The sequence below is a fragment of the Paenibacillus sp. TY11 genome (assembly GCF_059772165.1).
In genome coordinates this window covers 124535-151114 of sequence record NZ_JCBAIQ010000011.1, presented here as the reverse complement: position 1 = coordinate 151114, position 26580 = coordinate 124535, and the positions used below count along the sequence as shown (strand labels likewise).

Genomic DNA, 26580 nt, shown 5'->3' with positions numbered 1-26580 from the left:
TTGCTTCTCTATCTACATTAAACTTATATGGCTCTATTCTACCCGTACCCGTGCGCCAAGACTATGAACTATAGTATGATGAATGTACTATAGTATAATGAATGTTGAAGACATCGGAGAGTGAGTTTCGTGATTACATTGACGAATATACGGCAGGACAACGGTGTGGACTGGTATGAAAAGGCTGGTACAAATAGCGACAATGATGACTTGCTGTTCATTTTGGTCACCTTTGGCAAATGTGTATATTGGGTGAACGATTGCAAATTCATTCTAGGCAAGGGTGAAGCACTGCTTTTACCCGGTCATCTGGATTACTACGGCAAGAGCATTCCTACGCTTTTCCATACCAAGTATGTGATACATTGCCGCAAAACATGTACGAACAGCACACTTCCCATACTGAATACAGACAAGCCGTTGTTGATCAAACCTGGATGCTACGATATGCTGCATGAACGGATCAAATCGATGTACTATCAATGGATTGAACACCCAAGCTACTACACCATGATGGCTGACTGTCTGCTGACCGAGGCGATGATTTATATGAATCAGGAATGGGACAAAGGCGCCATTTCTTGCGATAGAGAGCGGCATGTAGAACATATGAAACAGTATATACAGAACCACTACCGGGAAAAGGTAACCAAGGAGGAGCTTGGCGACGCCATCCGCAAAACCCCCAATTATGCCGCGACGCTGCTGCGTGAGGTAACACGCCAAACGATCAGCGAGCATGTACATACGCAACGTATTAAGACCGCCATCTACATGTTGACTGAGTCCCGGCTGACGATCCGTGAAATTTCAGAGTATGTGGGATATAGCGATGTTTCCTATTTTCATCGAATCTTCAAACGGTTGACAGGCTGCTCGCCGTCCGAATTTTTGGATGAACGCTCTTCAATCGTCTAATTCGATGGTCTGGAGCGGAATTTCATAGTTAGTAAAAAGGGTCGCCCCACATGGAACCCTGCTCCAGCATCCCTTTTTTCATTAAGGGACAAGAGCGTTCCATGTAAAACGACCATCACATTTATTCTTACGCGCATGAATCTGCGTGTATTCGTGCCACCTGGGTGGTATTAAGTTGAAGATCCTGCTGTTTTAACTTCCTCCAACATTTTATCGTTATAACCAAACATCCAAGTCAGAACAAAAGCTACAATCATAGCAGCCAAGTTCGCCAAAATGTAAAGCGGAAGCTGATGATTCATGTAGAGCAACGTGCCCGGAATGACCGTAACTGCCATACCTGTAGCCGCCAAATGGAAGACCGAAGCGATAAAACCACCAACCGCCCCACCGATGAGCCCCATGATAAAAGGCTTCATATATCTAAGGTTAACTCCGAAAATAGCTGGCTCCGTAATCCCCAGAAAAGCAGACAACGAGGAAGGAAGTGCTAACGCTTTCAGCTTGCTGTTCTTCGTTTTCATTCCAACTGCCAGACAAGCAGCACCTTGGGCAGCCATAGCACAGGTAATGATGGCGTTGAAGGCGTTTACACCGTTCTTTTCAAGCAGTTGAATCTCCAGAAAATTAAATATATGATGCACACCCGTAACTACGATAATCTGATGCAAAAAGCCGATGATAATCCCTGCAATACCGAAAGGCAAATCAAGCACAAACGTTGTTCCGTGCAGCACCCATTCTTCGAGTGAATGGAAAACCGGACCAATGGCAAACAGCCCGAGTGTGATCATGATCAACAGTGTTAAAAACGGTGTAAGAATGAGATCCAGCGCTTCAGGCACCCGTTTGCGCAGCGCCCGCTCCAGCTTGGCTCCGATCAAGCCTACGAAGAAGGCTGGCAATACCGAGCCCTGATAGCCTACCACAGGAATGAATCCGAACATCGTCAAAGGCTGGGCTGAGCCGTCCGCAACACTATAAGCGTTGGGCAAGGCCGGGTTTACCAGCATCAGACCGAGAACGATGCCCAGCACCGGACTGCCGCCGAATACTCTAAAGGCTGACCATGCGACTAACGCTGGTAGAAAAGCAAAGGCCGTATCCGTCAATACTTGTGTATATAATAGAAAATTGGGTGAAATGTCCTGTGGCGTCATGCCGAGCAGAGCGAGAATTTGCGGCTGAGTGAGCAAGCCACGCAACCCCATGAACAGCCCCGTAGCGACCAGTACAGGAATAATCGGTACAAACACATCGCCAAAGGTACGAATGGATCGCTGGAAGACATTTCCTTCCTTTTTCGCCTGACTCTTCACCTCTTCTTTAGATGATCCGGTCACGCCAAGCTTTTCAACCTCTTCAAAAATCCGATTTACCGTACCTGTACCAAAAATAATCTGATATTGACCGGAATTGAAGAAAGCACCTTTGACCTTGTCGATCTCCTCGACCTTTTTCTGGTCAATCTTCTCTTTGTTATGCACCATAATCCGCAAGCGTGTTGCACAGTGAGCAAAGGACGCAATATTTTCCTGCCCACCGATCGCCTGGATCACTTCTTTAGCTATTTCCCTGTTTTCCGCCATGATGTTCATCCTCTCGTTCATTCCGTTGTGTTTGATGATTAACGATCCACTTGATGATTTAGCCTACTCATGTAAAATCCCATTTTACCGCCTGGAAGAGAGCCTCTCCCTTGTCGGCAAAAAAGCGTATTTCGTCACTCTCTGGGTGCGGAAAAATACGACTGGTGAACACCTCTTCCCCATCATTGACAAAAATCTCAACCGAAGACGTATCTACAAACAAATGAAGTTTGATATGATCTTTATCCCATGCACACTGCCGTACCTCACCATACGAAGCCGCCACAGGCTCACCCGATTGCGAACGGTCCAGTACAAGCTTGCGGCTGACGGCATTATATTTAATCACCGTTTTCTCAGTCTCACTTGCACGGAATTCAATACCAAACGCCTTAGCGCTCAAAAGATCTACCTCACAGATCAGCTCATAGGCCGTACCTGTAAATCCTTCGTAGGTTTTGCTCTCTGAGGATAACGTGTCAGCTACCCGATCCTCACGATTTCTACGCAGCGTAGTCAGCTCAGGGATTGGCCGCTGCAAGAGTTTCCCCTCATGAAGCATAAGCTCCCTCGGTAGCGTCAGACAATGAGCCCATCCGTTCGGGTCTGTCGGATATTCGATATCCGGTAAGCCCATCCAGGCCACCAAAATACGCCGCCCCTGCGGGTCAATCATCGTCTGCGGCGCATAGAAGTCAAAGCCTCTGTCGAGCTCGTGGAATTCACCATGCTCCAGTGTTCTTGTCCCGGTATCTAGCGGCTTGCCGATTACGTAGCCCGATTGATAAATATTGTGATTTTCATCCCCTGAAGGCTCCAAGCCCTGAGGAGAAAAGACCAAGACACCCGCTCCGTTCAGTTCAAAATAATCCGGACATTCCCACATGTAGCCAAACGACTCCAGCCCTGTGCGCAACTCTCCCTCAAACTGCCACGAATAAAGGTCGGTTGATCGGTAAAGGACTGCGCAGCCTGTTGTATTCGTTCTCTGGGCACCAATCACACAGTAAAAGCTATCGCCGTCCTTCCACAGCTTGGGATCGCGAAAATGGTCTGTATACTCTTCTGGCACATTGGAAATAATGGGGTGCTCCCATTTGGTAATGTGACCGCTCTCATCCATAACAGCCATACATTGATAAGGATGTCTGATCCAGTTTTCATCTCGTGTATTTCCCGTATACAGCATATATAACTTGCCCTCATGCTCCAGCGCGCTGCCCGAATAAGCCCCATGCGAATCAAAATAGTCTCCAGGTGCGATGCCAATGCCCGCACTATTCCATGTGACCAAATCTTTGGATTTCAAATGATACCAGTACTTCATCCCATGATCAGTTCCGAGCGGGAACCACTGATAAAACAAGTGGTATTCACCTTGGTAATATGAAAAGCCATTAGGGTCATTGAGCAAACCTGTTGGTGGCTGGATATGAAACGCCTGCCGCCAGTGACATTGCTCCACCTTCTTCTCCAAGCTGGCTATTTCACCGGGCTCTGCCTGCTCGATCAGTCGATACTTTTGTTCTTTTGTCATTTTCATAGGTGTACCTCATTCTTATTCAAACTTTCGTTGTAGGAACCGGTTCCAAAACAATGAAAAAACATTTTACCGGAACCGGTTCCCACACGATTAAAAAAATATACTCATCCATGGATTTGCAACCGATTCCATTTGTGCCCGAGTGCTATGGAACCGGTTTCGAAGAAATTATAATCCACCCGTTTAGCGTTTGTCAACGCTTTCTCTTTCTATAAGTGAATAATTCATGACCGTCACTTTTTCTACTGATTTATGTTCTACCAGCCGCACAATATTTTGCGCTGCTACACGTCCAGCCTCCATATACGGATATTGAACGGTTGTCAACGCAGGGTGAATGACCTCCGTAATATCGTATCCCCCAAAGCCAGTTACCGACAAATCCGACGGGATGACAATCCCTCTGGAATAAGCCGCGTTGATTACGCCAAGCGCGATATTATCCGTAGCACACACCATTAACGATGGCTTGAACTTGTCTAAAATGTCCGATGCAGCAATCCGTGCATCGGACATTTTAAAGCCGGTTTCATAGTATCTGATATCATACCCTGCTGCTCGCATCGCATCGTCCGTATGAGACTCAGCAGGCAATGCATCGCGAACGGCCTGCCTAAAGCCCTCCTTGCGCTGCACACCGACAGCAACATCCTTTTCAGTAACACCAACGTAGGCAATTTCGCGGTGCCCCTGCGACAGAACATACGCGCCAATATCATAGCCCGCGCGGTAGTCATCATGGATAAGGCTATGAAGCTGCTCGTGTTGCTGTCCCACCAGCAACACCGGAATACTGATGTCACGAATCGCGGTTAGATGGTCGTCTGTAATTTGAGCAGCCAGCAAAATGATACCCGAAATCTTTTGTCGTCCCAGCTCATAAATGGCTTCTATTTCACGCTGTACATCCTGGCTCGTATTAGAGATTAGCATCTGATAATGCTGAGAACGCAGCTCCTCATCAATACCCATCAGCGTATGGGATGTCGCAAAAGAATCCAGACGCGGCACAACGGTGCCGATAATGTTGGTCCGCTTCGCCTTAAGGCTCTGGGCAAAGGCATTGGGCACATAACCCGTGGCTTTGACCACCTTTTCAATTTTACGTCTCGTATCCACGCTGACAGACCCGCCGTTCAAAAAACGGGATACCGTACTCTTGGCTACACCAGCCATTTTTGCTATATCTGCAATCGTCTTATTCATGAGGGCCCCCGGAGATTTTCATTATTCACAAGCTTCCAAAACGTCTCTTTTCACTCAACCCTATAATACCATATGGCGGGATTGGATTGCTGTGGCTCCAGACCCATCATGGACAAAAACGCCGTCCCATTCAATGAAGAAGGAAACGGCGTTACATGATGGGCTGAATTTAAAAATCGAAGTTATCCGGATCGGGACCTACTCGAAGATTGGCATTTAACGCCTGGATTCGATCCATATCCTCGCGCGTCAATTCAAAATCAAAAATGTCGGCATTTTCGACAATCCGATGCGCCTTGGTAGACTTGGGAATGGTGACAACTCCCTGCTGCACATCCCAGCGTAAAATCACTTGAGCCACCGATTTGCCATACTTGTTCGCTATGTCTTGCAGTACCGGATGATCGAGCAATTGGCCTTGCATTAACGGGGACCAGGCTTCCATTTGAATGTTGTTCTTTTGACAGAATTGCAGTAGCTGGGCTTGTGTTAATTGTGGATGGAATTCCACCTGATTGATCATTGGCTTGATTTCAGCATCCTTCATGAGATCTTCCAAATGATGAATCTGGAAGTTGCTGACTCCAATCGCCTTAATCCGTCCTTCTTTATACAAGGACTCCAAAGCTCTCCAGGCTTCTTTATACTTTCCTTGAACCGGCCAATGAATCAGATACAGATCCAGATAGTCCAGACCCAGCTTGTCCAGACTTGCTTCATAAGCTGCCCGTGTCTCTTCATAGCCTAAATCTGCATTCCACACTTTGGACGTGACGAACAGATCTTCTCTGGACAGATTATTCTCCTGAAGGGCTTCCTGAATAGCCTGTCCTACACTATTTTCATTCGCATAGATTGCAGCTGTATCTATACTGCGGTAGCCATGCTTTACAGCAGCCTTTATAGCATCTACGAGCTCCGAACCTTCTTCCACTTTAAATACCCCGATGCCAAACCAAGGCATGTGAACTCCGTTGTGCAATGTTGTTGTGCTTTGTAAGTTTTGTGTCATTTTGTATCTTCCTCTCTATTTTTTAAAAGCTTTAGCCTGTAGTGGTGGTTGTATCCCTTTTTTCGAGCATACGACTCCAGCCTGTTAGTAGAACTGCAACAAAAACCATAATGCTCCCGATCCACGTCGTATGAATGAGACCCAGTGAGTCAGTCACAATTCCTCCTACATATGCTCCAATTGCGATCCCTGCGTTGAAAGCTGCAATATTCACGGCGGAGGCAACATCGACAGCTTTGGGTGCAAAACGTTCGGCTAACATGACTACATATACCTGTAGGCCGGGCACATTCATAAACGCAAGCAATCCCATAAAGAAGATCGAAATCAGTCCTGCCGTTTTAAAAGGTGCGGTGAACAACAGGAGAAACAGGATAACAGCTTGAATCAGAAACATGTAAAATAAAGCTGAAAGCGGCTTGCGGTTCGCAGCTTTTCCACCAATAACATTCCCGATAGCAATTGCGATTCCATACAACAAGAGAATGAACGTTACCGTATTTTGCTGAAATCCGGTTATGTCGTGAAGTAATGGAGATAAATAAGTAAACACTACGAATGTGCCTCCATACCCCAAAGCTGTAATGATAAATGCAAGCAGCAAGCGACCATTTGTAACCAGTTTGACCTGCTCACGGAAAGGCGTTTTGTTCCCTTTACGCAGAGTAGATGGCAGCAAAATCAGATTGGCGATAAGTGCCACCACACCGACGACCACAATCGCCATAAATGCAGCCCGCCAACCCCATTGCTGCCCAATGTAGGTACCCAAAGGTACACCTGTGACCGTGGCTACGGTCAACCCGGAGAACATAATGGAAATAGCACTGGCCCGCCGATCATCCGGCACAAGATCGGCTGCGATGGTGGAACCGATGGACATGAACACCCCATGGGAGAACGCCGAGATCACACGTGCAATCAACAGCAAGGTGATTCCGCTAGAGACCGCAGCGAGGCTATTGCCCGCAATAAATACAATCATGATCCACAGTAGCAACGTTTTACGGGGAACACTTGATGTTAATGAGGTCAAAACAGGTGCCCCGATGGTAACCCCTAATGCGTACAGTGTTACGGTTAGTGCAGACATCGTTACGGATATGTGCAAGTCTTCAGCGATCAGGGGAAGCAGTCCCACGCTGATGAACTCAGTTGTCCCAATGGCAAAGGCGCTTACGGCTAGAGCCAGTAATGGCCAGATACTTCGTTTTGATTCTGACGGCATGTTTTTCACTCCTATCTATAGAAATCTTTGACCAGCAGATGTTATTATGAGTTATTCAAGCAAATATGAACAGTACGTACTTTTTAGTGATATAGGTACCAAAAAGTACCCTAAATAAAAGTTCTTTTAGATCAAAACAGGCTGTTAAGGTATGTATAACAGAAAGCGACACACATGGAGGGATCGGCATTGGGGAAGAAAAAATACAATATCTCTGTTGAGGCAACGCTAGAGGTGATCGGGGGAAAATGGAAGTGCGTGATTCTGTGTCATTTGACACACGGAAAGATGCGGACAAGTGAATTAAAGCGGATGATGCCTTCCATAACACAAAAAATGCTGACTCAGCAGCTCCGGGAATTAGAGGAAGACGGCATTGTCAATCGGATTAGCTATAATCAGGTTCCACCCAAAGTGGAGTACGAGCTTAGTGAATATGGATGTAGTTTGAAAGGCATTTTGGATTCTCTTTGTGCCTGGGGAGAAAGGCATATTATTAAAGAATACGGGGATAAATCCGCTGTTTTGGAAGATAACATTCTGAATAAGCTGTAAAAGCCAAAAAGAGCGCCTGCAATACATCAGCAGGCGCTTTCTCTCTCTCCGAATTTCAAGGGTTACGAATTGGACTCATTTTATTTCGTGAAATCAATGACCATGCGTCCTTGGATCTTGCCATGCTCCATCTCCTCGAAGATTTCATTAATGTCTTCGATCGGACGTTTTTGTACAAGAGGGACGACTTTACCTTCTGCAGCGAACTGGAACGCTTCTTTAAGGTCTTCACGAGTGCCGACCAAGGAGCCAATAACTTGAATGCCGTCCAGAACCAGACGTGGAATGTCCAGGTCCATCTTATCGGTTGGAAGACCTACAGCTACGACACGCGCACCAGCCTTTACAACGTCGATGGCCTGGTTGAAAGGTGTTTTGGCAACAGCAGTAACCACGGTTGCATCCAGACCAGCACCGTTTGTTAACTCCTTGGCTCGGGCGACCGGGTCTTCTTTCATGCTGTTAACGATATAGTCAGCGCCGATTTTTTTGGCCAGTTCTAATTTTTCATCACTGATGTCAAAGGCTACAACTTTAGCATTGAATACATTTTTGGCGTATTGCACAGCCAGGTTACCCAAGCCACCAATGCCGAAGATACCGATCCATTGTCCTGGTTTGATTTCACTGACTTTAACTGCTTTATAGGTTGTAACCCCTGCGCAAGTTACACTGCTTGCAGCCGCAGGGTCAAGACTATCTGGTACTTTGACCGCGTAGTCAGCTGTGACAATACATTGTTCTGCCATTGCACCGTCTACCGTGTATCCGGCATTTTTAACTTCACGACACAGCGTTTCCCGACCGGTTAAGCAATATTCGCAGTGACCGCAGCTCTCGAACATCCAGGCAATACTTACGCGATCACCAATTTTAAGACTGGTTACTCCTTCACCTAATTCAATGACTTTTCCAATGCCTTCATGCCCCAGAACTCTGCCTGTGACATCACCGAAATCTGCATTTTTCACATGTAAATCTGTGTGGCAAACCCCGCAGTATTCGACTTGGACTAACGCTTCTCCATGTTTCAGGGAGCGCAAAGGTTTCTCTTCTATACTGACTCTTTTGTCTTTTGTAACAACTGCTGCTTTCATGAGATCTCTCCTTTAAATGGATATGGAATTATTTTGTAATGAACACTCCACTATTATAGTAATTTTTCCCCAAAGAGGACAATCCTATATCTCACTTAAAGCTATTTAATCGACACCCCACCTTTGAACCTTTTTCCTAAGTCCTTGTACCCTTGCAGGAACTTTGTACAATAAATTACAATGTAAAAAGTTTCACATACTCTATCTGGAAGAAGGATCATGAGCCATGAAAAAAAACTGGAAAGTTTGCCTATCCAGCGTATTTGCCATTTTCTTGGTTGTGTTGGTAACAGGATGTAGTCCACAGTCCACCATTTCTAGCACCACCAACACTTCACCGTCATCAGCTAACAATGTACATGCAGTTGTTCAGAAAAGCCCTCACTGGTCCTATGAGGGAGATCAGGGACCGGAACATTGGGGAGAGCTGGAAAAAGATTTTGTTGCTTGTGGTAACGGCCACGAACAATCTCCTGTCAATATAGAGCATACCCATCTGGAAGCATCGCAAACGCAGCAACCGCTGCAGGTTCATTACACCAACACGAAAGCATCCATATTAAATAATGGACACACTGTGCAAATCAATGTTGCCGATGCCAGCAATAACATCATACTGGACGGTACTAAGTTCACTTTAAAGCAGTTTCATTTTCACCACCCGAGCGAACACCAAATAGATGGTAAAAATGCTGAAATGGAGCTTCATTTTGTTCATCAGAGCGACAACGGGAGCACAGCTGTCTTAGGGGTCCTTATTCAAAGTGGCAAAGAAAACAAGGCTTTCAACCGCATTTGGTCCAAACTGCCAAAAGATAGCTCTCAAGAAGCGACACTGGAGGAAGAAGTAAATCTCGCCACGCTGCTGCCGAAGGACCTGCACTCCGTTCGCTACAATGGATCGCTGACTACCCCGCCATGCACAGAACATGTGAATTGGACGGTACTGGAACAACCTATTGAAATGTCGGCAGACCAAATCAATCGGTTTGCTGCCATTTTTCCCGATAACCATCGTCCTGTACAACAACTGGGAACCCGTGAGCTGACTGCCGATAAATAATAAAATAAAGTGCCGTTAGATATAAGGTGCATTCTATATTTAAATACAACAACCAAGAAGGCCCCCTCTGTTAATCTAGTTAGAGGGGGCTTTTGGTCTTAAAGTTGATACCTCGCTAAAAACGAACCAGTTCCTCCACCTTCACCGGCTGACCTGTACGAATAGAGCGGTTGGCGGCGATGCCTGTTAAAATGGACCATGCGCCGTCGATATGTGAGGCCGCACGATGAAACCGATCCTCTGCCGGCTTATCAAAAATATCACGCAGCATAACTGGATCACCTCCGCCATGACCACCGACGCCTTCTTCTACCTCGACCTCATAAGGTGCTGCAAAGTGAGGATAGATGGTGATGGTCTTCTCTTTTAGCGCACCCTCATCTGCCTTGCTTCCACCGGAATTAACATAGGATTGCTCGGATACCCGAACCTCCATTCGTCCCTTGGTGCCATTAAACACGATGATAAAGCCCTCCCAAGGCATATAAGCGTTCAGCGAGTAATTCATCACCGTCTTGTTCTGGTACTTCACCATGACACTGAGTGTATCCTCGATGCTGATATTGTCGCCAAATACGCTTTGATCCCGCACATAGCCATCCTCGTGCTCAGCATCCAGATACATGCTTTTCAAATGCTCGTTACGGTCCAGGTGTAGCGCAAAAGGGTCATTTTCCGCTGCCTTGCTGCCGTAAGCCCGTTGATAAAACTCAGTCACGCCGCGCTGTTCCGCATTTTCCCGGCCGTAAAATTTCAGATCACCCAGCGCATACACCGTCTCCGGCTTCGAGCCGAGCCAAAAGTTCATCAGGTCAAAATGATGCGTCGATTTATGCACCAGCAGACCGCCGCTATTGCGCTTATCCCGGTGCCACCGACGGAAATAATCCGCGCCATGCTGTGTATTCAGCAGCCATTCAAAATTGACTGACAATATGTCACCGAGCGTCCCGTCCATGATGATCTCACGGATTTTCGTATTATGCGGTGCATATCGGTAGTTAAAGGTGACACGCAGCTTCCGTCCCGTGCGGTCTATGGCGTCCAAAATGTCTTGGCATTTGTCCTCGTCCACCGTCATCGGCTTCTCGGAAATGACATCACAGCCCAGCTCCATCGCCCGGATAATATACCGATGATGCACCCGGTCAATGGTCGTGACAATGACAATATCCGGCTTCGTCTCCGCGATCATCCGGTCAAACTCGTGAGCTTTATAGGTCGGAATCGGCTCATGCTCGTATTTCTCCTGCAACAGCCGATTGGCATAGTCCATTCTTGTCTGATTTACGTCACAGAACGCGATTAGCTCTGAGGTTTCTTTGAAAACGGTAACAACTTCACCGTAGAAAAATTCGGCTCTTCCTCCGGTGCCCACAAGTGCATATTTGATTTTAGCCAATTGGTTCACACCCTTTACATGAATTACTTTTATTTTATAGTATAAGAAAGAGCGAAATCTTCGCTTTTATTGTGAATTTATTCGTAAAGTATACATATATTATCCTCATGAATGCTTTCATAAAGGAGACCGTTGATATGATCGCCACACCCCGTTTTGCCATCGAGCAAGCGCTACGGACGGCGCCGTTTAGCATGTCGGCCGACCATGTCCACCAAGCGCACGAAATCTATTATCTGCTGGCAGGAGAGCGCTACTACTACATTAATCAGCGAGTATACGCGCTACAGAAGGGCGATCTGATTTGGATCAGCAAACATGATTTTCACCGTACGAGTAACAAGGGTAGCGGTAGCCATGAACGGATTTTGATCAACTTTGATGAAGGATTTGCAGCCTCATCAATGCCTGTCCCTCCCTCCAGCGAGCAGAACCGGCTTCTTCTGCCAGAGAAAAGCTTTCTGCTTCGCCCCTCCGAGGAAGAACAATGCGAGCTGGAGCATCTGTTCCGGCAAATGCTGGATGAATACCATCAAGAACACGTCTACCGCCAACTATATCTCCAAAGCTTGCTGCTCCAGCTGCTTATCCGCATCCAGCGCATACAATCCGCCACTGTCGATCCCATTGTGCCGGAACGCAGCGAAAAGCAGCAGCGAGTGTACTCAGTCATTGAATACCTGCATGCTCATTATGCCGAGAGGCTGTCGCTAGATCAGCTGGCAGAGCATTTTTATATTAGCAGCACATATTTGTGCCGTATTTTCAAGCAGACAACGGGTTTTACCTTAGTAGAATATCTTCAGGATGTGCGGATCCAGCAGGCTCGGGCGTATTTGAGAGAAACGAACTGGAAAGTGACCACCATTGCTGAAAAAACGGGCTTTGACAGCATCGCTCACTTTGGTCGTGTATTCAAACAATTCACCGGACATACCCCGTTACAGTACCGGAAAGAACACAAAAAGGAGCAGGGGAACGCCCCTACCCCTTAATTCCCGTCAAAGTGATGCCTTCAATAATTTGCTTTTGGGCAATGATATAGACGATCAGCACCGGGACGACAGAAATGGTGGTACCCGCCATCATCAGTGACCAATCGGCGGTATATAGCCCTTTGAAATTGTTAAGCAAAAGCGGAACTGTGAATTTCTCCGGTGTATTGAGGTAGATAAGCGGATCAAGAAAGCTGTTCCAGGCACCCAAAAAGGTGAAAATCCCTATCGCCGCCAATGCCGGACGAATGAGTGGTAGAATAACGCTCCAGTAAATGCGAATGTATCCCGCCCCATCCATTACCGCCGCTTCCTCCAGATCGCGTGGAATACCCATGACGAACTGGCGGAGCAGAAATACCGCAAATGCATTAAACAAGGCTCCGGGCACGATCAGCGACCAATGCGTATCCAGCCACCCGATGCGGTCCATCACCAAATATAACGGGATCATCGTCACCTGCTTGGGCACCATCATCGTAGCGAGGAACAAAATAAACAGCACATTCGAACCTGGAAAACGGATTTTAGCAAAAGCATACGCCGCCATAGATGCGCTAATCAGCGTCGCTGTCACGATGATGGCCGTAATGTAAAAGCTGTTCATGTACGCCTGCACGAAGGGCATTGCCTCCAGTGAAGCCGGATAGTTGCTCCATACAAACGGATCGGGAATCCACTGAGGCGGGACGACGAAAATTTGAGAAATATCCTTCAGAGAACTGAGGATGGTCCACAGGAATGGAAAAAACATGATTAAAGAGCCGACAGCGAGCAGCACATGGCGCAGGAACACCCTGCCTCTGCAACTAATCTCCATAGTGCACCCACCTCTTTTGCATTTTAAATTGCAGCAGTGTAAATACGAGAATGATCACGAACAAAATCATGGCCGCCGCCGCACTTTCTCCCATTGTGAAGTCAATGAACGCCTGATCGTAAATGTGGTACACGAGCGTATAGCTTGCTTTGGCTGGCCCCCCATTCGTCATAACGAACGCCTGATCGAACACCTGAAAAGAGCTAATGACCATCATAATGGTGACAAAAAAGGTCGTCGGTGACAATAGCGGCAGTGTAATATACCTTAGCTGCTGGAACTTGCTGGCCCCGTCAATTTCGGCTGCCTCGTAATAGCTTTTGGAGATACCCTGGAGTCCTGCCAGAAAAATGACCATATTATATCCCAGTCCCAGCCATATGCTCAAAAGCGCAATCGATGGAATTACCCACTGCGTATCGGTAAGCCACATCGGGCCTGTAATCCCAATCGCTCGCAGCAAATGATTTAAAATGCCAAATTCGCCGTTCAGTATCCACATCCAGATGACCCCAACCGATACCGAGCTGGTTACGACGGGCATGAAAAAGAACAAGCGATAGATTTCCTTGCCCTTCACTTTATTGAGCACGATGGCCACGAGCAAAGCCAACATAATCCCCGCCGGGATGACCAGCACCATATAGTACATCGTATTGATGAGTGCCTTCCAAAAATCAGGATCAGATAATTGGCCTTTGAAATTGTCCAAGCCGACAAACAAAGGGACGCCAAAACCATCCCAGTTTACAAAGCTTAAGTAAAACGCATATAGCAATGGCAACAGCGAAAAACATAACAGACCAAGAAACTGGGGGCCAATGAATAGATAGCCCCACAGCGCTTGATGCTTTTTCTGCATCTTGTCACCCTCCTCCCCGGTCACGGCCATCCCGTGCCTACTTGACCGCCTTGGATATGATCTGATTCAACTTTTCAATGGTTGCCGCAGCATCCTGCTTGCCCAGGAACATCAGGTCAATGGTTTCCGTAATATCCGAGTTTAACCCCGGCACCTGAGCATCATAGGCCAGTGCAGAACCATGAGCATGCCCTATGTCACGCCCCTCGGTCAAATAGCTCGAATGCTCAATCGTCGCATTTTTCATAATGCTCTTATCTGCGGCGGCAAGCGTACCCATGGCATTCCCACCTTCAACCAGCCGCGCTTCCTGCCCCTTCACAGAGACATAGAATGCTGCCAGCTTCATGGCCTCTTGCACATGCGGACTATTTTTGTTCACAGCTACGTAGGCAACCGGAATGGCGACAGGTTCATTTTTGCCTGTGTTGGAAGGCCAGTAAATATAATCAAAGTCGAGGCTTTTATTTTGACTGAATAAGGGCTCCAGCCATCTTCCCGCCGCCAGCATACCCACCTGATTGGACATGAACATCGCGTCAGCCCCTTGCCCCTTGGGAAGCGAGCCGAGATATACCGCATTTCCCTTTTTCACCATATCGTACATAAAATCGAAGGCTTCCTTGCCCTTTTCATTGTGGTCCAGCACATACTTGCCTTGTTCATCAAAGATCCGACCGCCATTCGACCACACCCATGAATACCAGTGAGCCCACCAGTTTTCCGCAATATAGCCCTGCTTTCCGGCAGCCTTCAGCTTGGATGTAACCTCCTCAAAGGCATCCCAGTTCCACTTGCCTTCGTCATAGTATTCCTGCGGCGTCTTCACACCTGCATCCTTAAACACTTTTTTGTTGTAGTACATGACCATCGGGTTCGAGTCGGGAGTGACCCCATAGATTTCCCCATCACGCTTCGCCGGGCCCCATAATCCTTCCGGAAAATCCTCAGCCTTCACATCACTCGCATCACTTTTTAAAAATTCACCCAAAGGCTGCACCTGCTTCGCCCCGATCAAACGCGCAATCGTCGGTTCATACGAATAAAACACATCCGGCCCGCGACTTCCCTGAAGCTGTGTCAACAGCTTTTGCTCATATTGGTCTCCCGGTACAGGCACCAGTTTAACCTCGATATTCGGGTTTTCCTTTTCAAATGCATCCAGTGCCCGCTGATACACCTTCACCTCCGCAGGATTACCCCAAGCCTGCATCGTAAGCCGCACTTTTTGCCCTTCTGTGTTCTCCATTTTGGGGGAGGTACTGCATGCCGTTGCAAGTAAAAACAGAATGCTGAGGAAAAAGCCAATCTTTATCCAGCTCATGTAATTGTCCACCTTAACCGCCTCCTGTAGCTTCGCATGGTTGTATGTCATCTTTAATTGAAGCGCTTACAAAACTTTCCCTATCATCATATGTAGGAGGGGGAGGCGCGATATCCCCATTTTCATTTTTTATATAAAATTTTTTCTTCCCGAAGAGGTATGTGTGTAAATTATGTTGTAAAACGAACAAGGCAGCCTTTGGATCAAGGCTGCCTAGAATGTGCTATTAAAATGAATCAGCTACAAAACGGACAGCGCTCCCTCAGGTTGCTCCGCTCTGACAAGCAAAGCTGCTTGAGCAGCGGCAATGCGGGCAAATGGCACCCGGTACGGTGAGCAACTGACATAGTCCAGTCCGCTGCGGTGACAAAAGAGAATAGACTCACTATCCCCACCATGCTCACCACAGATACCGGTCTCCAGAAAAGGCTTTTTTGCCCTGCCTTTGGCAACAGCCCATTCGATCAGCTTGCCTACGCCATCTTGGTCCAACACCTGAAAAGGGTTCGTTTCCAGAATATTTTTTTCCATATAGGAGCCGAGGAATTTACCTTCAGCATCATCCCGACTGTAACCAAAGGTCATTTGTGTCAGATCATTGGTTCCAAAGGAGAAAAAGTCGGCGTACTGGGCCACGCTATCTGCCAGCAGGGCTGCTCTTGGGACCTCAATCATGGTGCCCACCCGATACTTGAACCACTTGAATTCCTCGCTAAGCACCTGAACGGCTACCTTATCAACCAGTTCCCTCATTTGCTTGAGTTCATTGGAGTGACCGACCAGGGGAATCATAATCCCCGGTCTCACATCCACGCCCCTGCGTAGTGCCGCTTCCGCGGCCTTAAAGATCGCTTCAATCTGCATGTCGTATATCTCTGGAAACAGAATGCCCAGCCGAACACCGCGCAGACCGAGCATAGGGTTAATTTCCCGCAGTTCGTGCACCTTGGAGATAGTATTTTTAAGACGTTGAAGCCCCTCCGCATGGCCGCCAGAAAGCTCAAGCTCCCGATGTCGCTCCTGGAGCTGTTCCAGATTCGGCAGGAACTCATGTAACGGCGGGTCCAGCAGGCGAATCGTCATCGGTAAACCGTCCATCGCACTGAACATAGCCTCAAAGTCAAATTGTTGCATTTGGAGCAGACGATTCAAATGAAGAATCCGCTCCTCCTGATCATCGGCCAAAATCATCGCCTGAACGATAGGTAGACGATTGCCGGAGAAAAACATATGCTCCGTCCGACAAAGCCCGATGCCTTCGGCTCCAAATTCACGGGCTTTGACTGCGTCGAGTGGTGTATCCGCATTAGTGTAGACCTTCAACGTCCGAATTCCGTCCGCAATCTCCAGCAGCTTCAGTAACTCGGGTGTAATGACCGGCTCATTGAGCGACAGACTGCCTTGGTACACCTGTCCGGTGGTCGAATCGAGCGAAATATCCTCCCCTTCCTGAAAGGTCAGGGTACCGATACTGACGCTCCGACTGCCCATATCAATGCTCAGCGCATCACAGCCGCAAATGCAGGGTTTACCCATGCCCCTTGCAACCACAGCTGCATGGCTGGTCATCCCACCTCGACTCGTCAGCACGCCTTCGGCGGCAATGATTCCGTGAACATCATCGGGCGAGGTATCCACACTGACCAGAATGACTTTATACCCATCCTTCGTCCAGTTCTCTGCCGTATCCGCGTCGAACACAATACGCCCACTCGCTGCGCCAGGTGAGGCTGGCAGACCTTGGGCAATCGCTACCAGCGGCGTGGAAGTATCAATGGAGCGATGCAGCAGTTGGTCCATGTGGGACGGTTCGATCCGCTGGATAGCCTCCTCTTGGCTGATAATCCCTTCCTCCACCAGATCTACAGCTATTTTTACAGCCGCCTGCGCCGTTCTTTTGCCACTGCGTGTCTGCAGCAGATACAAATTTCCTTTTTCAATCGTAAATTCGATATCCTGCATGTCCCGGTAATGACGCTCCAGCAATGAGGCCAACTCTTCCAAACGATCATAGACTAGTGGCTGCTCTTCCAAAAGCTGAGGAATAGGGTTAGGCGTTCTTATTCCTGCCACGACGTCCTCTCCCTGAGCATTTACCATATACTCGCCGTACAATTCCTTCACACCTGTGGAGGGATTGCGAGTGAAGAGCACTCCGGTTCCGCTGTCGTTGCCGAGATTGCCAAACACCATGGCCTGAATGCTCACTGCTGTTCCTTGTTCATCTGGAATGCCGTAAGCCTTCCGGTATACCTTGGCACGCATATTGTTCCAACTGCGGAATACAGCCTCCACCGCCAGTTGCAATTGCTGATACACATCCTGTGGAAACGGCTGTCCACTCCGCTCTGCGACAAGATCTTTATAATTTGCGATCAGTTCCTTCCATTCTCCTGCGCTAACTTCCTGGTCACTGGCACGCCCGTTGGTTTGCTTGCTCTGCTCCTGAAGCTGATTAAAATGGATCGATTCTATCCCTAGCACTACCTCGCCAAACATTTGAATAAATCTGCGGTAACAGTCATAGGCGAAGGTTTCATTTCTCGTCTGTTCTGCCAATCCACACACGGTTTCATCATTCAGACCCAAATTCAGGATCGTATCCATCATACCGGGCATTGAGGTTACCGAGCCTGAACGGACAGATACCAGCAAAGGCCGCTCCGTATCTCCGAATATAGCCGACTGCGCTTCCTCAACGTCGTGCAGGGCAATCACGATTTCCCCCAATAAGCCCTCCGGGAGCCTGCCGCCGGAAGTGAAGTAGGCTCGACACGCCTCGGTGGTCACCGTGAAGCCGGGAGGGATCGGGAGACCCAGTGTCGTCATTTCCGCGAGATTGGCGCCTTTTCCTCCTAGGAGCGCTTTCATCCCCAACTTACCTTCGTTAAATGAGTACACTCTTTTCAGCATTGAATTCATTCCCTCCACTTATCGAGATACATGCCTGAATTAATCCATATGTCTATCTAAAGTTGTAACACAAACCAGGAGGCCATTTCAATATATATGACGTAATATATACTTATAACATTCATTTATGATGTTTTAATTAATGAATAAACTTATTTATAAAACACTTTAATTCGTAGTTAGACGTATATTGGGATAGAATGACGGAATCCAGCAAAGCAAAAAGGACGCCTGTTTAGACGTCCCTTTGCTCAGTACAAATTTTATTTTCCTATCTCTGTTAGCATCTTTTCAAAAATATTATAGCCGTCCGTTTCGCCTATATACGTATAGCCGCATTGTCTGTAAAACTTGCTAAGCTTGTCATTCCCTGCAATACAGTCTAAACGGATTCGATCCTTGCCTGTGAAACGAATACCTTGTTCAATCCATTGCATCAGTTCACGGCCCATACCCTTCCCGGTATTATCTCGATCCACAACCAAACGATGCAGATATACTGAGGTTCCTCCCTCGGAATCCGTTTCGTCTAATCCCCACAACTTACGGTCCCATGCACTGGGCTGCTGCTGCAAGATCACTGCGCCTGCCAATCCATGATCCTCTGATGCTCGGAAAATAATCACTTCTCCGCGTGCAATAGCGCCCCCCAGGTTGTGATCATCTTTTCCTTTTAGTAAGTTGCCCCATTGCGTGGAGCCTTTGCTGTGCAGCCATCTGGCCGTCTTTAAAATTAACTCCTGAACCTGCTCCTGATCTTCAGCGCTTGCCTGAAAAGCCATTAATCCTGGTTTGACGGATGATTCGACAATAGTCAGTGTTGTCATGCTGCACCTCAACTCTCTGATTTTCCTTATGTATAAAATATAGCATAAAAAAAGAGCGTCTGATGATCTGGCAGAGCACCTATAATAACAGTCCAGTGATCTAGAAAAAGTTTTCTCGTTCAAAATCAACTGCTTTCAAGCAGAGAGCTTCTTTTCCATTCTATCCACACCATAAAGATCAAAAAGGGTATGCCGATACAGGCCAGCACCGGGGTTACGGGAAACCCAACCGGCTCGTTAATTTTAGCGGAAATGACTTTGGCCAGCATCAACAGACCGCCCCCCCAAAAGACGGAGCCCAAAATGAGAAGCCGTGGACGGTTTCCTATCAAACAGCGCATGAAATAAGGTACAATAAGTCCTATATATCCGATGGTACCACATGCCCACACAGTAACGGCGGTCAACACAATCGCGAAGGGAATGTATAACGGACTAAGCTGCTTGGGGAGTGCAAACACAGAGCACACAACGAGAATTGTAAGCAATGCAAGCCAAAACGTGAACGATCCTTCTCTTATTCCCCAGCCGCCCTGAGAAATTGCCCACTCTTGCTGATTTTCTCCAAGTAGCATAATAACTCCCGACGCTGAACGAAGGACAACATCAATAATGAAACCAATCATGAATAAATGAATCCCCGCAGACCGTCCTCGAATGAAACGGATTTTATTCAATGTATATACAATGAATCCTCCAAACACCGCTCCTGCAATACAAAGAGCCATACTACCAAAGGAATCTATGTCCATCCCAAGTAAAAGGACAACACATAGCCCTACCATTGCCCCAGGCATAAGTCCGGTTAAGGTTGGTGATGCAAATCGATTAGCTGTTCGTAATTGTAAAAGAGTTCCTGAAACGGCTAGACATCCTCCAAGCAACAACATATCCAATGCAAATGGCATACGAATTTGGTATACAACTTCCTCTAATGTGGGATCGGGATTTGAAGAAAAAAACACTTCCAATACCTCTGTATAGCTGATAGGAAATATACCTGTGATTAGCGACAGAAACAAACCAAGGATCAATACAGCAAATCCTGTAACCAAGGTCAAAACAATTCTTTGTGGACTTGGTGGAGCTGCGTTCGGTTCAGTGGCAATCGTCCCACCTCCACGTTCACCCCCATGTATTTCTTGTTCACTCATCAGATTTAAAAGATCCCCTTTCCTCATTTACCATAAAATACGATTATCACTATACTCTTATCGGTCATTTATGGTGGAAAATGTAACCTTTCTAATCATTTCAACCGATGATATCCGTATGAGAAAAGATGGAAAGGTTGTGAATGAGGTGCCAAGCCGTAATCCGTATCTCCTCAAAAGGATATTTGGCATAAACAAAGAACGTATACTCATCTTCGCCCTATTGCTAATCCCGGCTATCGCTGCCTTTATTGGAACACGGCCTATGCCTGCACAGTATATTTTGCAGGGAGAAATGCATCCGGTCAAAGATCTTGGCGTTCAGGGGAGCGTGTTTTTTGCGTCTGTTCAAACGGGTATTGCTAACAATCTTCTGGAGCGTTGGAATGTATATTCCAGTGAAAATGTATCTGGGGGGGAGATTAAATTTGAACCCCTTGCACCTGATGAAGTGGACTCTTATTTGAAGGACCTCACAGAGACAGACACATTAAAATATTCTGCGATGCAAGCTGTACATGCAGCGACGGAATTAAGCGTAGACAGCAACACAGCTGGGGCTACGGCGACCTTCTCGAGTCTTAGCAAATTGGAGGATGCTCGCTATGCGGAGCTATTGACTCATTTGCAGGAACTTTCGGGAAATTCCTTGGGTCTGATGACAGGCATCGGACTGTATGAGGAAGCCAACAACATCGATTTTTCAGAAGGTGGACGTCACAAAATCGCAGGCTCTGGCACGATGGAAGAGTACGGGGATGTCGGATCGGTCGGTGGGCTGGAGCAAAAGCTGCTGGGAGCCGAGGCCGCAAAGGTTGATCTATTTTTCGTACCGGCAGATTATGAATGGTACGGTGAGGAAGGCAACGAAGCAGAAGCTGCCCGAGTTCAAAAGGAGCATGGACTCAAGCTGCGCATTATCCCCGTAGAAACACTGGAGGATGCTATCGTGTATTTGAAGCAACTAGACTGGGAGGAAGTACATCTTGAATGATTCAGATTCCAAAGCATTCCCGTCCAAGACAGCTGGCAGCGTACACCAAGCCTTGCTAGCGGTGGGCACTATAGGCGAATTTCTCATCCTTATTTTTACGTTAGTGTATATTTACGCAAATGATTTTTATTACGACCATCTATACGAGCTGGAGCAAAAATTTACAGTTTTTAGCTTTGTTCTGTACTACATGTGTTTTGTAACCTATTTGATCTGGCTAGTTCAAGTACATAAAGCCATCCGGCAAAAGCATTCCGATTATCCGATTCGTACCGTTGGAGCCATTGCTCGCATGATTCCTTTTATTAATTTGTGGGGATTCTCCAATACATTCACCCATATTTATAGGTACTTTGCGCTCCACCCCGAATTGGAGCGCAAAGCTCGTTATATTCAAAAGATGATTGTTCCGCTATATTTTGTCTGGTTTGGTGAAGGGATTATTAACCGGATTCTTATCTTACATTTTTCCCATATGGAATCGATGTCCATGTTGTTGGGAGCCATTATGCAAACCATCAGAATGGCCTTCTTTTACTGCATGACACGGGTCATTCACAATAGTCTGGTCATGCTGTATAAAAAAGATGAAGAAAGATTGTAATAAAAAACGAGCTGGCCTCATCGGTCAGCTCGTTTCAATTTCTGGGTAAAGTGTGTTACTCCATACCCAGGATTTAATTCGCCTGTGAAGCAGGCACAATTCGGTATAATCCTGAAATCTCGCCAGCCGGGGGACGTACTTCCTGGATGACCCAGCCTAATGAAAGTACCCGCTCTAGCCTATCATACTCAGCCGGCGTCAGTTCGGATGTAACGGCTTCGCTTCCTTCCTCCAGTGACAGCTCAGGCTCCCGCCCGAACGCAGCGGCAATCCATGACCGAATGCCCCGTATCGTATTATACTTGATCTGATATCCGTCCGTTACCGCGCTGACAAACACCTCCGGCTCTTTGAACGCCAGACCGGTGGCAAGCTCCGCATAATCAAAACCGGACTGTCCGTCCGTTGGCAGCTCATTTTGCTGCACTCGACGGATTAATTCCTCATGGGACCAGCCTAAAGAGCGTAATGATTCCAGCAAGAGCGCGTCCCATTGGGAAATACGTACTCTTTTCGTCGATTCAGTCATCGTTTTTTACCTCCTTTGGGTCATACACATCGTACAACCGATCTTAACCTAACGGTTAACCGGGTACGCTACATAATGGCCGGGACTGATTTCTCTCAGCTCGGTTGCACTGTTGTTATCCTTCTCCCATACCAATGAACCCTCTGGTTGGGCCAAGCCTCCCCCCAGTCCCTTCTGCTCTCCGACCGCTCTCGGATCAGGCACAGGGATGGAGGACAGCAGCGCCTGCGTATAAGGGTGAGCGGGCTGCTCATACAGCTCATCTGCATCGGCCACTTCTACCAGTCGCCCATGGTACATCACACCGATTCGGTCTGAAATATGCCGCACCATCGACAAATCATGGGCGATGAACAGATACGTCAGACCGAACTCCTGCTGGAGATCCTCCAGCGTGTTAATGACCTGCGCCTGGATGGACACATCCAGCGCTGAAATCGGCTCGTCACAGATGATGAACTCGGGATTCACGGATAGAGCACGAGCGATGGAAATCCGCTGGCGCTGCCCGCCACTGAACTCGTGCGAGTAGCGGTACAAATGCTCCCGCTTCAGCCCTACTTTTTCAAGTAAAGCCACCACGGCATCCTTACGCTCACTGCCCTGATGCACTCTGTGAATATCCATCGGCTCACCAATCAGGTCAAGCACGTTCATACCCGGATTAAGAGAGGAATACGGGTCCTGAAAAATGCTCTGAATGCGCCGACGCAGCGGCTTGAGCTGCTTATCGTTCAGCTTGGAAATATCCTGACCGTCAAAGCGTACCGTACCTTCTGTATAATCGTATAACCGTGTCAGGCAGCGTCCAACCGTCGATTTACCACTCCCCGACTCGCCGACCAGTCCGAACGTCTCGCCACGCTTGATTTGGAAGCTCACGCCGTCAACCGCCTTGAGCACCTCGGAGCTACGCCCTAACAAATCTTTTGCGGTCACAAAATGCTTCTTAAGCTGGTGTACCTCCACCAAGGGCTGACGCTCACCCACCACATGCTTTGCTTCACTCACCGTTATTCCCTCCTTCCGCCTGGCCCGCTTCCGGCGTCTCGTAGACTCCGGTAGGCACAGCGTCCGGCTCGTTCAGCCAGCAGGCTGCTCGCTGATCAGGGCGCAGCTCCACCATCGGCGGCCGCTCCACACAGCGGGCAAACGCGTGCGGGCACCGTTCCATGAACGGACAGCCCGATGGAGGGTTCAGCAGATCCGGTGGCGTGCCCTCAATCGGCACCAGCCGCTCGCGGAAGCCGTTCGTACGCTGGGGCACAGAGCGCAGCAGGCCCTGCGTATACGGGTGGCCCGGACGATAGAAGATATCGTCCACGCGCCCCTCCTCCATCACCATACCGCCGTACATCACGATGACACGGCTGCACACCTGGGCGACGACGCCCAGATCATGGGTGATCAGGGCAATCGCCATGTCGGATTGCTGCTTCAACGTCTTGAGCAGCTCCAAGATTTGCGCCTGAATCGTCACGTCCAGCGCTGTAGTCGGCTCATCTGCAATCAGCAGCTCCGGGCTGCACGAGAGTGCCATGGCAATCATCACCCGCTGGCGCATCCCGCCGCTGAATTGATGCGGGTATTGGTTCATTCGGCGCTCCGGCTCGGTAATGCCTACTTGTCGCAGCAGTTCTACAGCTGCTTGCGTAGCCGCTTCCTTGCTCAGTCCTCGATGTCTGCGAATCACCTCGATCAGGTGATAGCCAACCTTTTTGACCGGATTCAGCGAGGTCATCGGGTCCTGAAAGACCATCGCAATCTGGTTTCCGCGTATTTTGCGCCATTGCTTTTCCGTCAGAGCGGTCAGACTTTGTCCCCGGTAACGGATATCGCCATTCAGCCGCTTGCCCGGCGGGGCGATCATCGACATGATTGCTTTCGCTGTAACACTTTTTCCGCTCCCGGATTCTCCTACGATTCCTACCGTTTCTCCAGCATCAATATGAAAACTAACCCCTCGAACCGCCTGATTCTCCCCCTCACGAGTAAAAAAGGAAACTTCCAGCTGTTCGACGGATAGTAGATGTTCCGTCATTGTGTTTTCGCTCCTTTCCGTCGCTCCTGGAGCCATTTGTTATGGGCCTTGTAGCTGTGAATCATCGTTTCACTAATTTGGGTTCAAAGCCTACGCGCAGCACATCCCCCAATACATTAAAGCTCAACACGGTCAGTAAAATAAGCAACCCCGGGAATAATGCCATATATGGGGCCTGTGCAATATATCCTTGGGCATTATTCAGCATACTGCCCCACGTAGCGTTCGGCAGTTGAACACCAAAGCCGAGGAAGCTAAGTGACGATTCCATCATAATCGCTGAAGCGATATTGTTCGTCGCCCCTACGATAATCACCGGAATCAGGTTCGGTACGATGTGCTTCAGGATAATGCCAAACGTACTCTGTCCCGAAGCTTTGGCGTATAGTACATACTCCCGTTCGCGCAACGTCATTGTCTCTGCCCGGACCACCCGGGCAATGTTCATCCACATGAGCAGGGCGATAATGACAATGATATTGCCAACACCCGGCTTCAAAAACACACTCAGCAGCAAAATAACCAAGAAAGACGGAATCGACATGACCAGCTCCAAAATCCGCATAAGCAGATTGTCGATCCACCCGCCAAAATAACCGCTCACAATGCCTACCACTGCACCGATACTGGTCGCAATAATCATGGACGCGAAGCCTACCAGCAATGATACACGTCCGCCGTACAGTGCTCTTGTAAAATAGTCCCGCCCATAATCATCCGTCCCAAACCAGTGTGCCGCTCCCGGTGGTTGAAGACGCTCTAGCACGTTCAGCTTATTCGGGTCCTGCGGCGATAAAAATGCGAAAATCGCCCCCAGCGAGAATACGATCAATAGTATGAGGGCGACGGCGCCCATTTTGCTCGTCATCAGCTCGATCCCGATGTTGCGCCATTTGCTCCGATTCATGAATTCACCTCGTTGATTTAATTCTCGGATCCGCAATGCTGTACAAGATATCCGCAAGCAGATTACCCAGGATCAGCAGCAGGGCGGAAAATAAAGTAATCCCCATAATGACGGGGTAATCCATCCCTTTTACAGCCGTCATGCCCAGCGAGCCAATGCCCGGCCAGGAAAATACCGTCTCCGTCACAATGGCTCCAGCCACCAGGTCCGCAACCGACATTCCAAGTAGCGTAATGATGGGCAGCAGCACATGCTTGAGCACATGTCGAAACAAAACCAGTCGTTTTCCAGACCCGAACGCGTATTGAATCTGCACGTATTCTTCCTTGAGCTGCGTAATCGTGCTGGAACGGATGTACCTCACATACACAGACAGAAAGCCGAAGGCCAGTACAAAACATGGTAAAATTCCATGCTTGATCACATCCAGCACCGAGTCCGTTCCGATGGTACGCATCCCTGTACTCGGAAGCCAATGCAGATAAATCGCAAACAAATAAATAAGTAAAATACCGAGCCAAAATAGCGGAACAGAAATCCCGATGTACGACATCAGATTAATGAGCTTGTCGATCCAGCGATTCCGATTAGCCGCTGCCGTCAAACCGAGTGGAATTGCAATCAGCACAGCCAGTATGATGGATGCACCCATCAACCCGGCTGTAGCCGGGAGACGATCGAGAATCTGATCCAGCACGGGCTGGTGATTAATTAGCGAGTAGCCGAGATCACCCGTCAGGCTCTTTTTAAGCCATAATATGTACTGGACATAAGCGGGCTGGTCCAGCCCCAAGCTATGCCTCATTCGTTCAATGTCTTCCAGATGCATATTCGGTGTAACAAAAGAGAGAACCGGATCACCTGGAGCCAGCTTGATCAAGCCGAAGCAGACGATGGACACAAAAAATAGCATCGGTATAACTTGCAGCAACCTTCTGGCGATGAGTTGTCTCATACGTTTCCCTTCCCCTTGCTGTTTTCGAAAAAAATAAGCTGG

General features: G+C 48.1%; 24 protein-coding genes. 6 read left to right on the top strand and 18 right to left on the bottom strand.

Annotated features, from left to right (window positions below):
- The first annotated feature begins 129 nt into the window (after nucleotides 1–129).
- On the top strand, nucleotides 130–918 hold the full coding sequence (locus AC6EJC_RS14580; protein ID WP_444954585.1) for a helix-turn-helix domain-containing protein: 789 nt from the start codon (nucleotides 130–132) through the stop codon (nucleotides 916–918).
- A 170-nt stretch (nucleotides 919–1088) separates the two neighbouring features.
- Here the strand turns inward: AC6EJC_RS14580 and AC6EJC_RS14575 are convergent, their stop codons facing one another.
- The 5 genes from AC6EJC_RS14575 to AC6EJC_RS14555 form a co-directional block, all read right to left on the bottom strand.
- Complete coding sequence (locus AC6EJC_RS14575; RefSeq protein ID WP_444954584.1) at nucleotides 1089–2507, bottom strand: sucrose-specific PTS transporter subunit IIBC; 1419 nt, start codon at nucleotides 2505–2507, stop codon at nucleotides 1089–1091.
- A 67-nt stretch (nucleotides 2508–2574) separates the two neighbouring features.
- Nucleotides 2575–4050 carry a glycoside hydrolase family 32 protein gene (locus tag AC6EJC_RS14570; protein ID WP_444954583.1) on the bottom strand — a complete coding sequence of 492 codons (1476 nt, stop codon included), beginning with the start codon at nucleotides 4048–4050 and terminating at the stop codon, nucleotides 2575–2577.
- 183 nt (nucleotides 4051–4233) lie between these two features.
- Nucleotides 4234–5256 (bottom strand): LacI family DNA-binding transcriptional regulator, encoded by a 1023-nt coding sequence (locus AC6EJC_RS14565; RefSeq protein WP_444954582.1) that lies wholly within the window; start codon nucleotides 5254–5256, stop codon nucleotides 4234–4236.
- 169 nt (nucleotides 5257–5425) lie between these two features.
- The gene (locus tag AC6EJC_RS14560) at nucleotides 5426–6268 is read right to left on the bottom strand and encodes an aldo/keto reductase (RefSeq protein ID WP_444954581.1); all 843 of its coding nucleotides are present in this window, start codon (nucleotides 6266–6268) and stop codon (nucleotides 5426–5428) included.
- A 31-nt stretch (nucleotides 6269–6299) separates the two neighbouring features.
- On the bottom strand, nucleotides 6300–7496 hold the full coding sequence (locus tag AC6EJC_RS14555) for an MFS transporter (RefSeq protein ID WP_444954580.1): 1197 nt from the start codon (nucleotides 7494–7496) through the stop codon (nucleotides 6300–6302).
- A gap of 189 nt (nucleotides 7497–7685) precedes the next feature.
- On the opposite strand from AC6EJC_RS14555, the gene AC6EJC_RS14550 reads away from it, so the two are divergent.
- Entirely contained in the window at nucleotides 7686–8051 is a 366-nt protein-coding gene (locus AC6EJC_RS14550; RefSeq protein WP_013308345.1) for a winged helix-turn-helix transcriptional regulator, read from the top strand.
- A gap of 80 nt (nucleotides 8052–8131) precedes the next feature.
- Here the strand turns inward: AC6EJC_RS14550 and adhP are convergent, their stop codons facing one another.
- Nucleotides 8132–9148, bottom strand: a complete 1017-nt coding sequence (gene adhP / locus AC6EJC_RS14545; protein WP_444954579.1) for an alcohol dehydrogenase AdhP — start codon at nucleotides 9146–9148, stop codon at nucleotides 8132–8134.
- 226 nt (nucleotides 9149–9374) lie between these two features.
- Between adhP and AC6EJC_RS14540 the strand changes: the two genes are divergently transcribed.
- A complete protein-coding gene (locus tag AC6EJC_RS14540; RefSeq protein ID WP_444954578.1) occupies nucleotides 9375–10211 on the top strand; it encodes a carbonic anhydrase in 837 nt (278 codons plus the stop codon).
- Nucleotides 10212–10326: 115 nt separating this feature from the next.
- Here the strand turns inward: AC6EJC_RS14540 and AC6EJC_RS14535 are convergent, their stop codons facing one another.
- A complete protein-coding gene (locus tag AC6EJC_RS14535) occupies nucleotides 10327–11613 on the bottom strand; it encodes a Gfo/Idh/MocA family protein (RefSeq protein ID WP_444954577.1) in 1287 nt (428 codons plus the stop codon).
- 137 nt (nucleotides 11614–11750) lie between these two features.
- On the opposite strand from AC6EJC_RS14535, the gene AC6EJC_RS14530 reads away from it, so the two are divergent.
- Entirely contained in the window at nucleotides 11751–12608 is an 858-nt protein-coding gene (locus tag AC6EJC_RS14530; protein ID WP_444954576.1) for a helix-turn-helix transcriptional regulator, read from the top strand.
- Here the strand turns inward: AC6EJC_RS14530 and AC6EJC_RS14525 are convergent.
- The 6 genes from AC6EJC_RS14525 to AC6EJC_RS14500 form a co-directional block, all read right to left on the bottom strand.
- Complete coding sequence (locus AC6EJC_RS14525) at nucleotides 12598–13428, bottom strand: carbohydrate ABC transporter permease (protein ID WP_444954575.1); 831 nt, start codon at nucleotides 13426–13428, stop codon at nucleotides 12598–12600. The two genes, AC6EJC_RS14530 and AC6EJC_RS14525, sit on opposite strands and share 11 nt — an antisense overlap.
- The gene (locus tag AC6EJC_RS14520) at nucleotides 13418–14290 is read right to left on the bottom strand and encodes a carbohydrate ABC transporter permease (RefSeq protein WP_444954574.1); all 873 of its coding nucleotides are present in this window, start codon (nucleotides 14288–14290) and stop codon (nucleotides 13418–13420) included. Before AC6EJC_RS14520 ends, AC6EJC_RS14525 begins: the two co-directional genes overlap by 11 nt.
- A gap of 37 nt (nucleotides 14291–14327) precedes the next feature.
- A complete protein-coding gene (locus AC6EJC_RS14515) occupies nucleotides 14328–15626 on the bottom strand; it encodes an ABC transporter substrate-binding protein (RefSeq protein ID WP_444954573.1) in 1299 nt (432 codons plus the stop codon).
- 228 nt (nucleotides 15627–15854) lie between these two features.
- Nucleotides 15855–18527, bottom strand: a complete 2673-nt coding sequence (gene ppdK, locus AC6EJC_RS14510; RefSeq protein WP_444954572.1) for a pyruvate, phosphate dikinase — start codon at nucleotides 18525–18527, stop codon at nucleotides 15855–15857.
- A gap of 263 nt (nucleotides 18528–18790) precedes the next feature.
- Nucleotides 18791–19354 carry a GNAT family N-acetyltransferase gene (locus AC6EJC_RS14505; protein ID WP_444954571.1) on the bottom strand — a complete coding sequence of 188 codons (564 nt, stop codon included), beginning with the start codon at nucleotides 19352–19354 and terminating at the stop codon, nucleotides 18791–18793.
- 125 nt (nucleotides 19355–19479) lie between these two features.
- Entirely contained in the window at nucleotides 19480–20508 is a 1029-nt protein-coding gene (locus AC6EJC_RS14500) for an iron ABC transporter permease (RefSeq protein WP_444954570.1), read from the bottom strand.
- A gap of 118 nt (nucleotides 20509–20626) precedes the next feature.
- Here AC6EJC_RS14500 and AC6EJC_RS14495 point away from each other — a divergent pair, with 118 nt between their 5' ends.
- The gene (locus AC6EJC_RS14495; protein ID WP_444954569.1) at nucleotides 20627–21502 is read left to right on the top strand and encodes a hypothetical protein; all 876 of its coding nucleotides are present in this window, start codon (nucleotides 20627–20629) and stop codon (nucleotides 21500–21502) included.
- Nucleotides 21495–22106, top strand: a complete 612-nt coding sequence (locus AC6EJC_RS14490) for a hypothetical protein (RefSeq protein WP_444954568.1) — start codon at nucleotides 21495–21497, stop codon at nucleotides 22104–22106. Before AC6EJC_RS14495 ends, AC6EJC_RS14490 begins: the two co-directional genes overlap by 8 nt.
- A 73-nt stretch (nucleotides 22107–22179) precedes the next feature.
- Here the strand turns inward: AC6EJC_RS14490 and AC6EJC_RS14485 are convergent, their stop codons facing one another.
- The 5 genes from AC6EJC_RS14485 to AC6EJC_RS14465 form a co-directional block, all read right to left on the bottom strand.
- Entirely contained in the window at nucleotides 22180–22635 is a 456-nt protein-coding gene (locus AC6EJC_RS14485) for a hypothetical protein (protein ID WP_444954567.1), read from the bottom strand.
- A 48-nt stretch (nucleotides 22636–22683) separates the two neighbouring features.
- Nucleotides 22684–23646: an ABC transporter ATP-binding protein gene (locus AC6EJC_RS14480; RefSeq protein ID WP_444954566.1), complete on the bottom strand. Its 963-nt coding sequence runs from the start codon at nucleotides 23644–23646 to the stop codon at nucleotides 22684–22686.
- On the bottom strand, nucleotides 23639–24676 hold the full coding sequence (locus tag AC6EJC_RS14475) for an ABC transporter ATP-binding protein (protein ID WP_444954565.1): 1038 nt from the start codon (nucleotides 24674–24676) through the stop codon (nucleotides 23639–23641). Before AC6EJC_RS14475 ends, AC6EJC_RS14480 begins: the two co-directional genes overlap by 8 nt.
- 61 nt (nucleotides 24677–24737) lie before the next feature.
- Nucleotides 24738–25583: an ABC transporter permease gene (locus AC6EJC_RS14470; protein ID WP_444954564.1), complete on the bottom strand. Its 846-nt coding sequence runs from the start codon at nucleotides 25581–25583 to the stop codon at nucleotides 24738–24740.
- 4 nt (nucleotides 25584–25587) lie between these two features.
- Entirely contained in the window at nucleotides 25588–26538 is a 951-nt protein-coding gene (locus AC6EJC_RS14465; protein WP_023986565.1) for an ABC transporter permease, read from the bottom strand.
- Between the last annotated feature and the right edge of the window lie 42 nt (nucleotides 26539–26580).

Excerpts from the sequence above, each read along its gene's own strand:
- AC6EJC_RS14560 (WP_444954581.1), bottom strand. The coding sequence starts at position 6,268 with ATGACACAAAACTTACAAAGCACAACAACATTGCACAACGGAGTTCAC.
- AC6EJC_RS14475 (WP_444954565.1), bottom strand. The coding sequence starts at position 24,676 with ATGACGGAACATCTACTATCCGTCGAACAGCTGGAAGTTTCCTTTTTT.
- AC6EJC_RS14465 (WP_023986565.1), bottom strand. The coding sequence starts at position 26,538 with ATGAGACAACTCATCGCCAGAAGGTTGCTGCAAGTTATACCGATGCTA.
- AC6EJC_RS14555 (WP_444954580.1), bottom strand. The coding sequence starts at position 7,496 with ATGCCGTCAGAATCAAAACGAAGTATCTGGCCATTACTGGCTCTAGCC.
- AC6EJC_RS14470 (WP_444954564.1), bottom strand. The coding sequence starts at position 25,583 with ATGAATCGGAGCAAATGGCGCAACATCGGGATCGAGCTGATGACGAGC.
- AC6EJC_RS14500 (WP_444954570.1), bottom strand. The coding sequence starts at position 20,508 with ATGAGTGAACAAGAAATACATGGGGGTGAACGTGGAGGTGGGACGATT.
- AC6EJC_RS14495 (WP_444954569.1), top strand. The coding sequence starts at position 20,627 with ATGAGAAAAGATGGAAAGGTTGTGAATGAGGTGCCAAGCCGTAATCCG.
- AC6EJC_RS14565 (WP_444954582.1), bottom strand. The coding sequence starts at position 5,256 with ATGAATAAGACGATTGCAGATATAGCAAAAATGGCTGGTGTAGCCAAG.
- AC6EJC_RS14575 (WP_444954584.1), bottom strand. The coding sequence starts at position 2,507 with ATGGCGGAAAACAGGGAAATAGCTAAAGAAGTGATCCAGGCGATCGGT.
- AC6EJC_RS14540 (WP_444954578.1), top strand. The coding sequence starts at position 9,375 with ATGAAAAAAAACTGGAAAGTTTGCCTATCCAGCGTATTTGCCATTTTC.
- AC6EJC_RS14505 (WP_444954571.1), bottom strand. The coding sequence starts at position 19,354 with ATGACAACACTGACTATTGTCGAATCATCCGTCAAACCAGGATTAATG.
- AC6EJC_RS14485 (WP_444954567.1), bottom strand. The coding sequence starts at position 22,635 with ATGACTGAATCGACGAAAAGAGTACGTATTTCCCAATGGGACGCGCTC.
- ppdK (WP_444954572.1), bottom strand. The coding sequence starts at position 18,527 with ATGCTGAAAAGAGTGTACTCATTTAACGAAGGTAAGTTGGGGATGAAA.
- AC6EJC_RS14570 (WP_444954583.1), bottom strand. The coding sequence starts at position 4,050 with ATGAAAATGACAAAAGAACAAAAGTATCGACTGATCGAGCAGGCAGAG.
- AC6EJC_RS14530 (WP_444954576.1), top strand. The coding sequence starts at position 11,751 with ATGATCGCCACACCCCGTTTTGCCATCGAGCAAGCGCTACGGACGGCG.
- AC6EJC_RS14525 (WP_444954575.1), bottom strand. The coding sequence starts at position 13,428 with ATGGAGATTAGTTGCAGAGGCAGGGTGTTCCTGCGCCATGTGCTGCTC.
- adhP (WP_444954579.1), bottom strand. The coding sequence starts at position 9,148 with ATGAAAGCAGCAGTTGTTACAAAAGACAAAAGAGTCAGTATAGAAGAG.
- AC6EJC_RS14520 (WP_444954574.1), bottom strand. The coding sequence starts at position 14,290 with ATGCAGAAAAAGCATCAAGCGCTGTGGGGCTATCTATTCATTGGCCCC.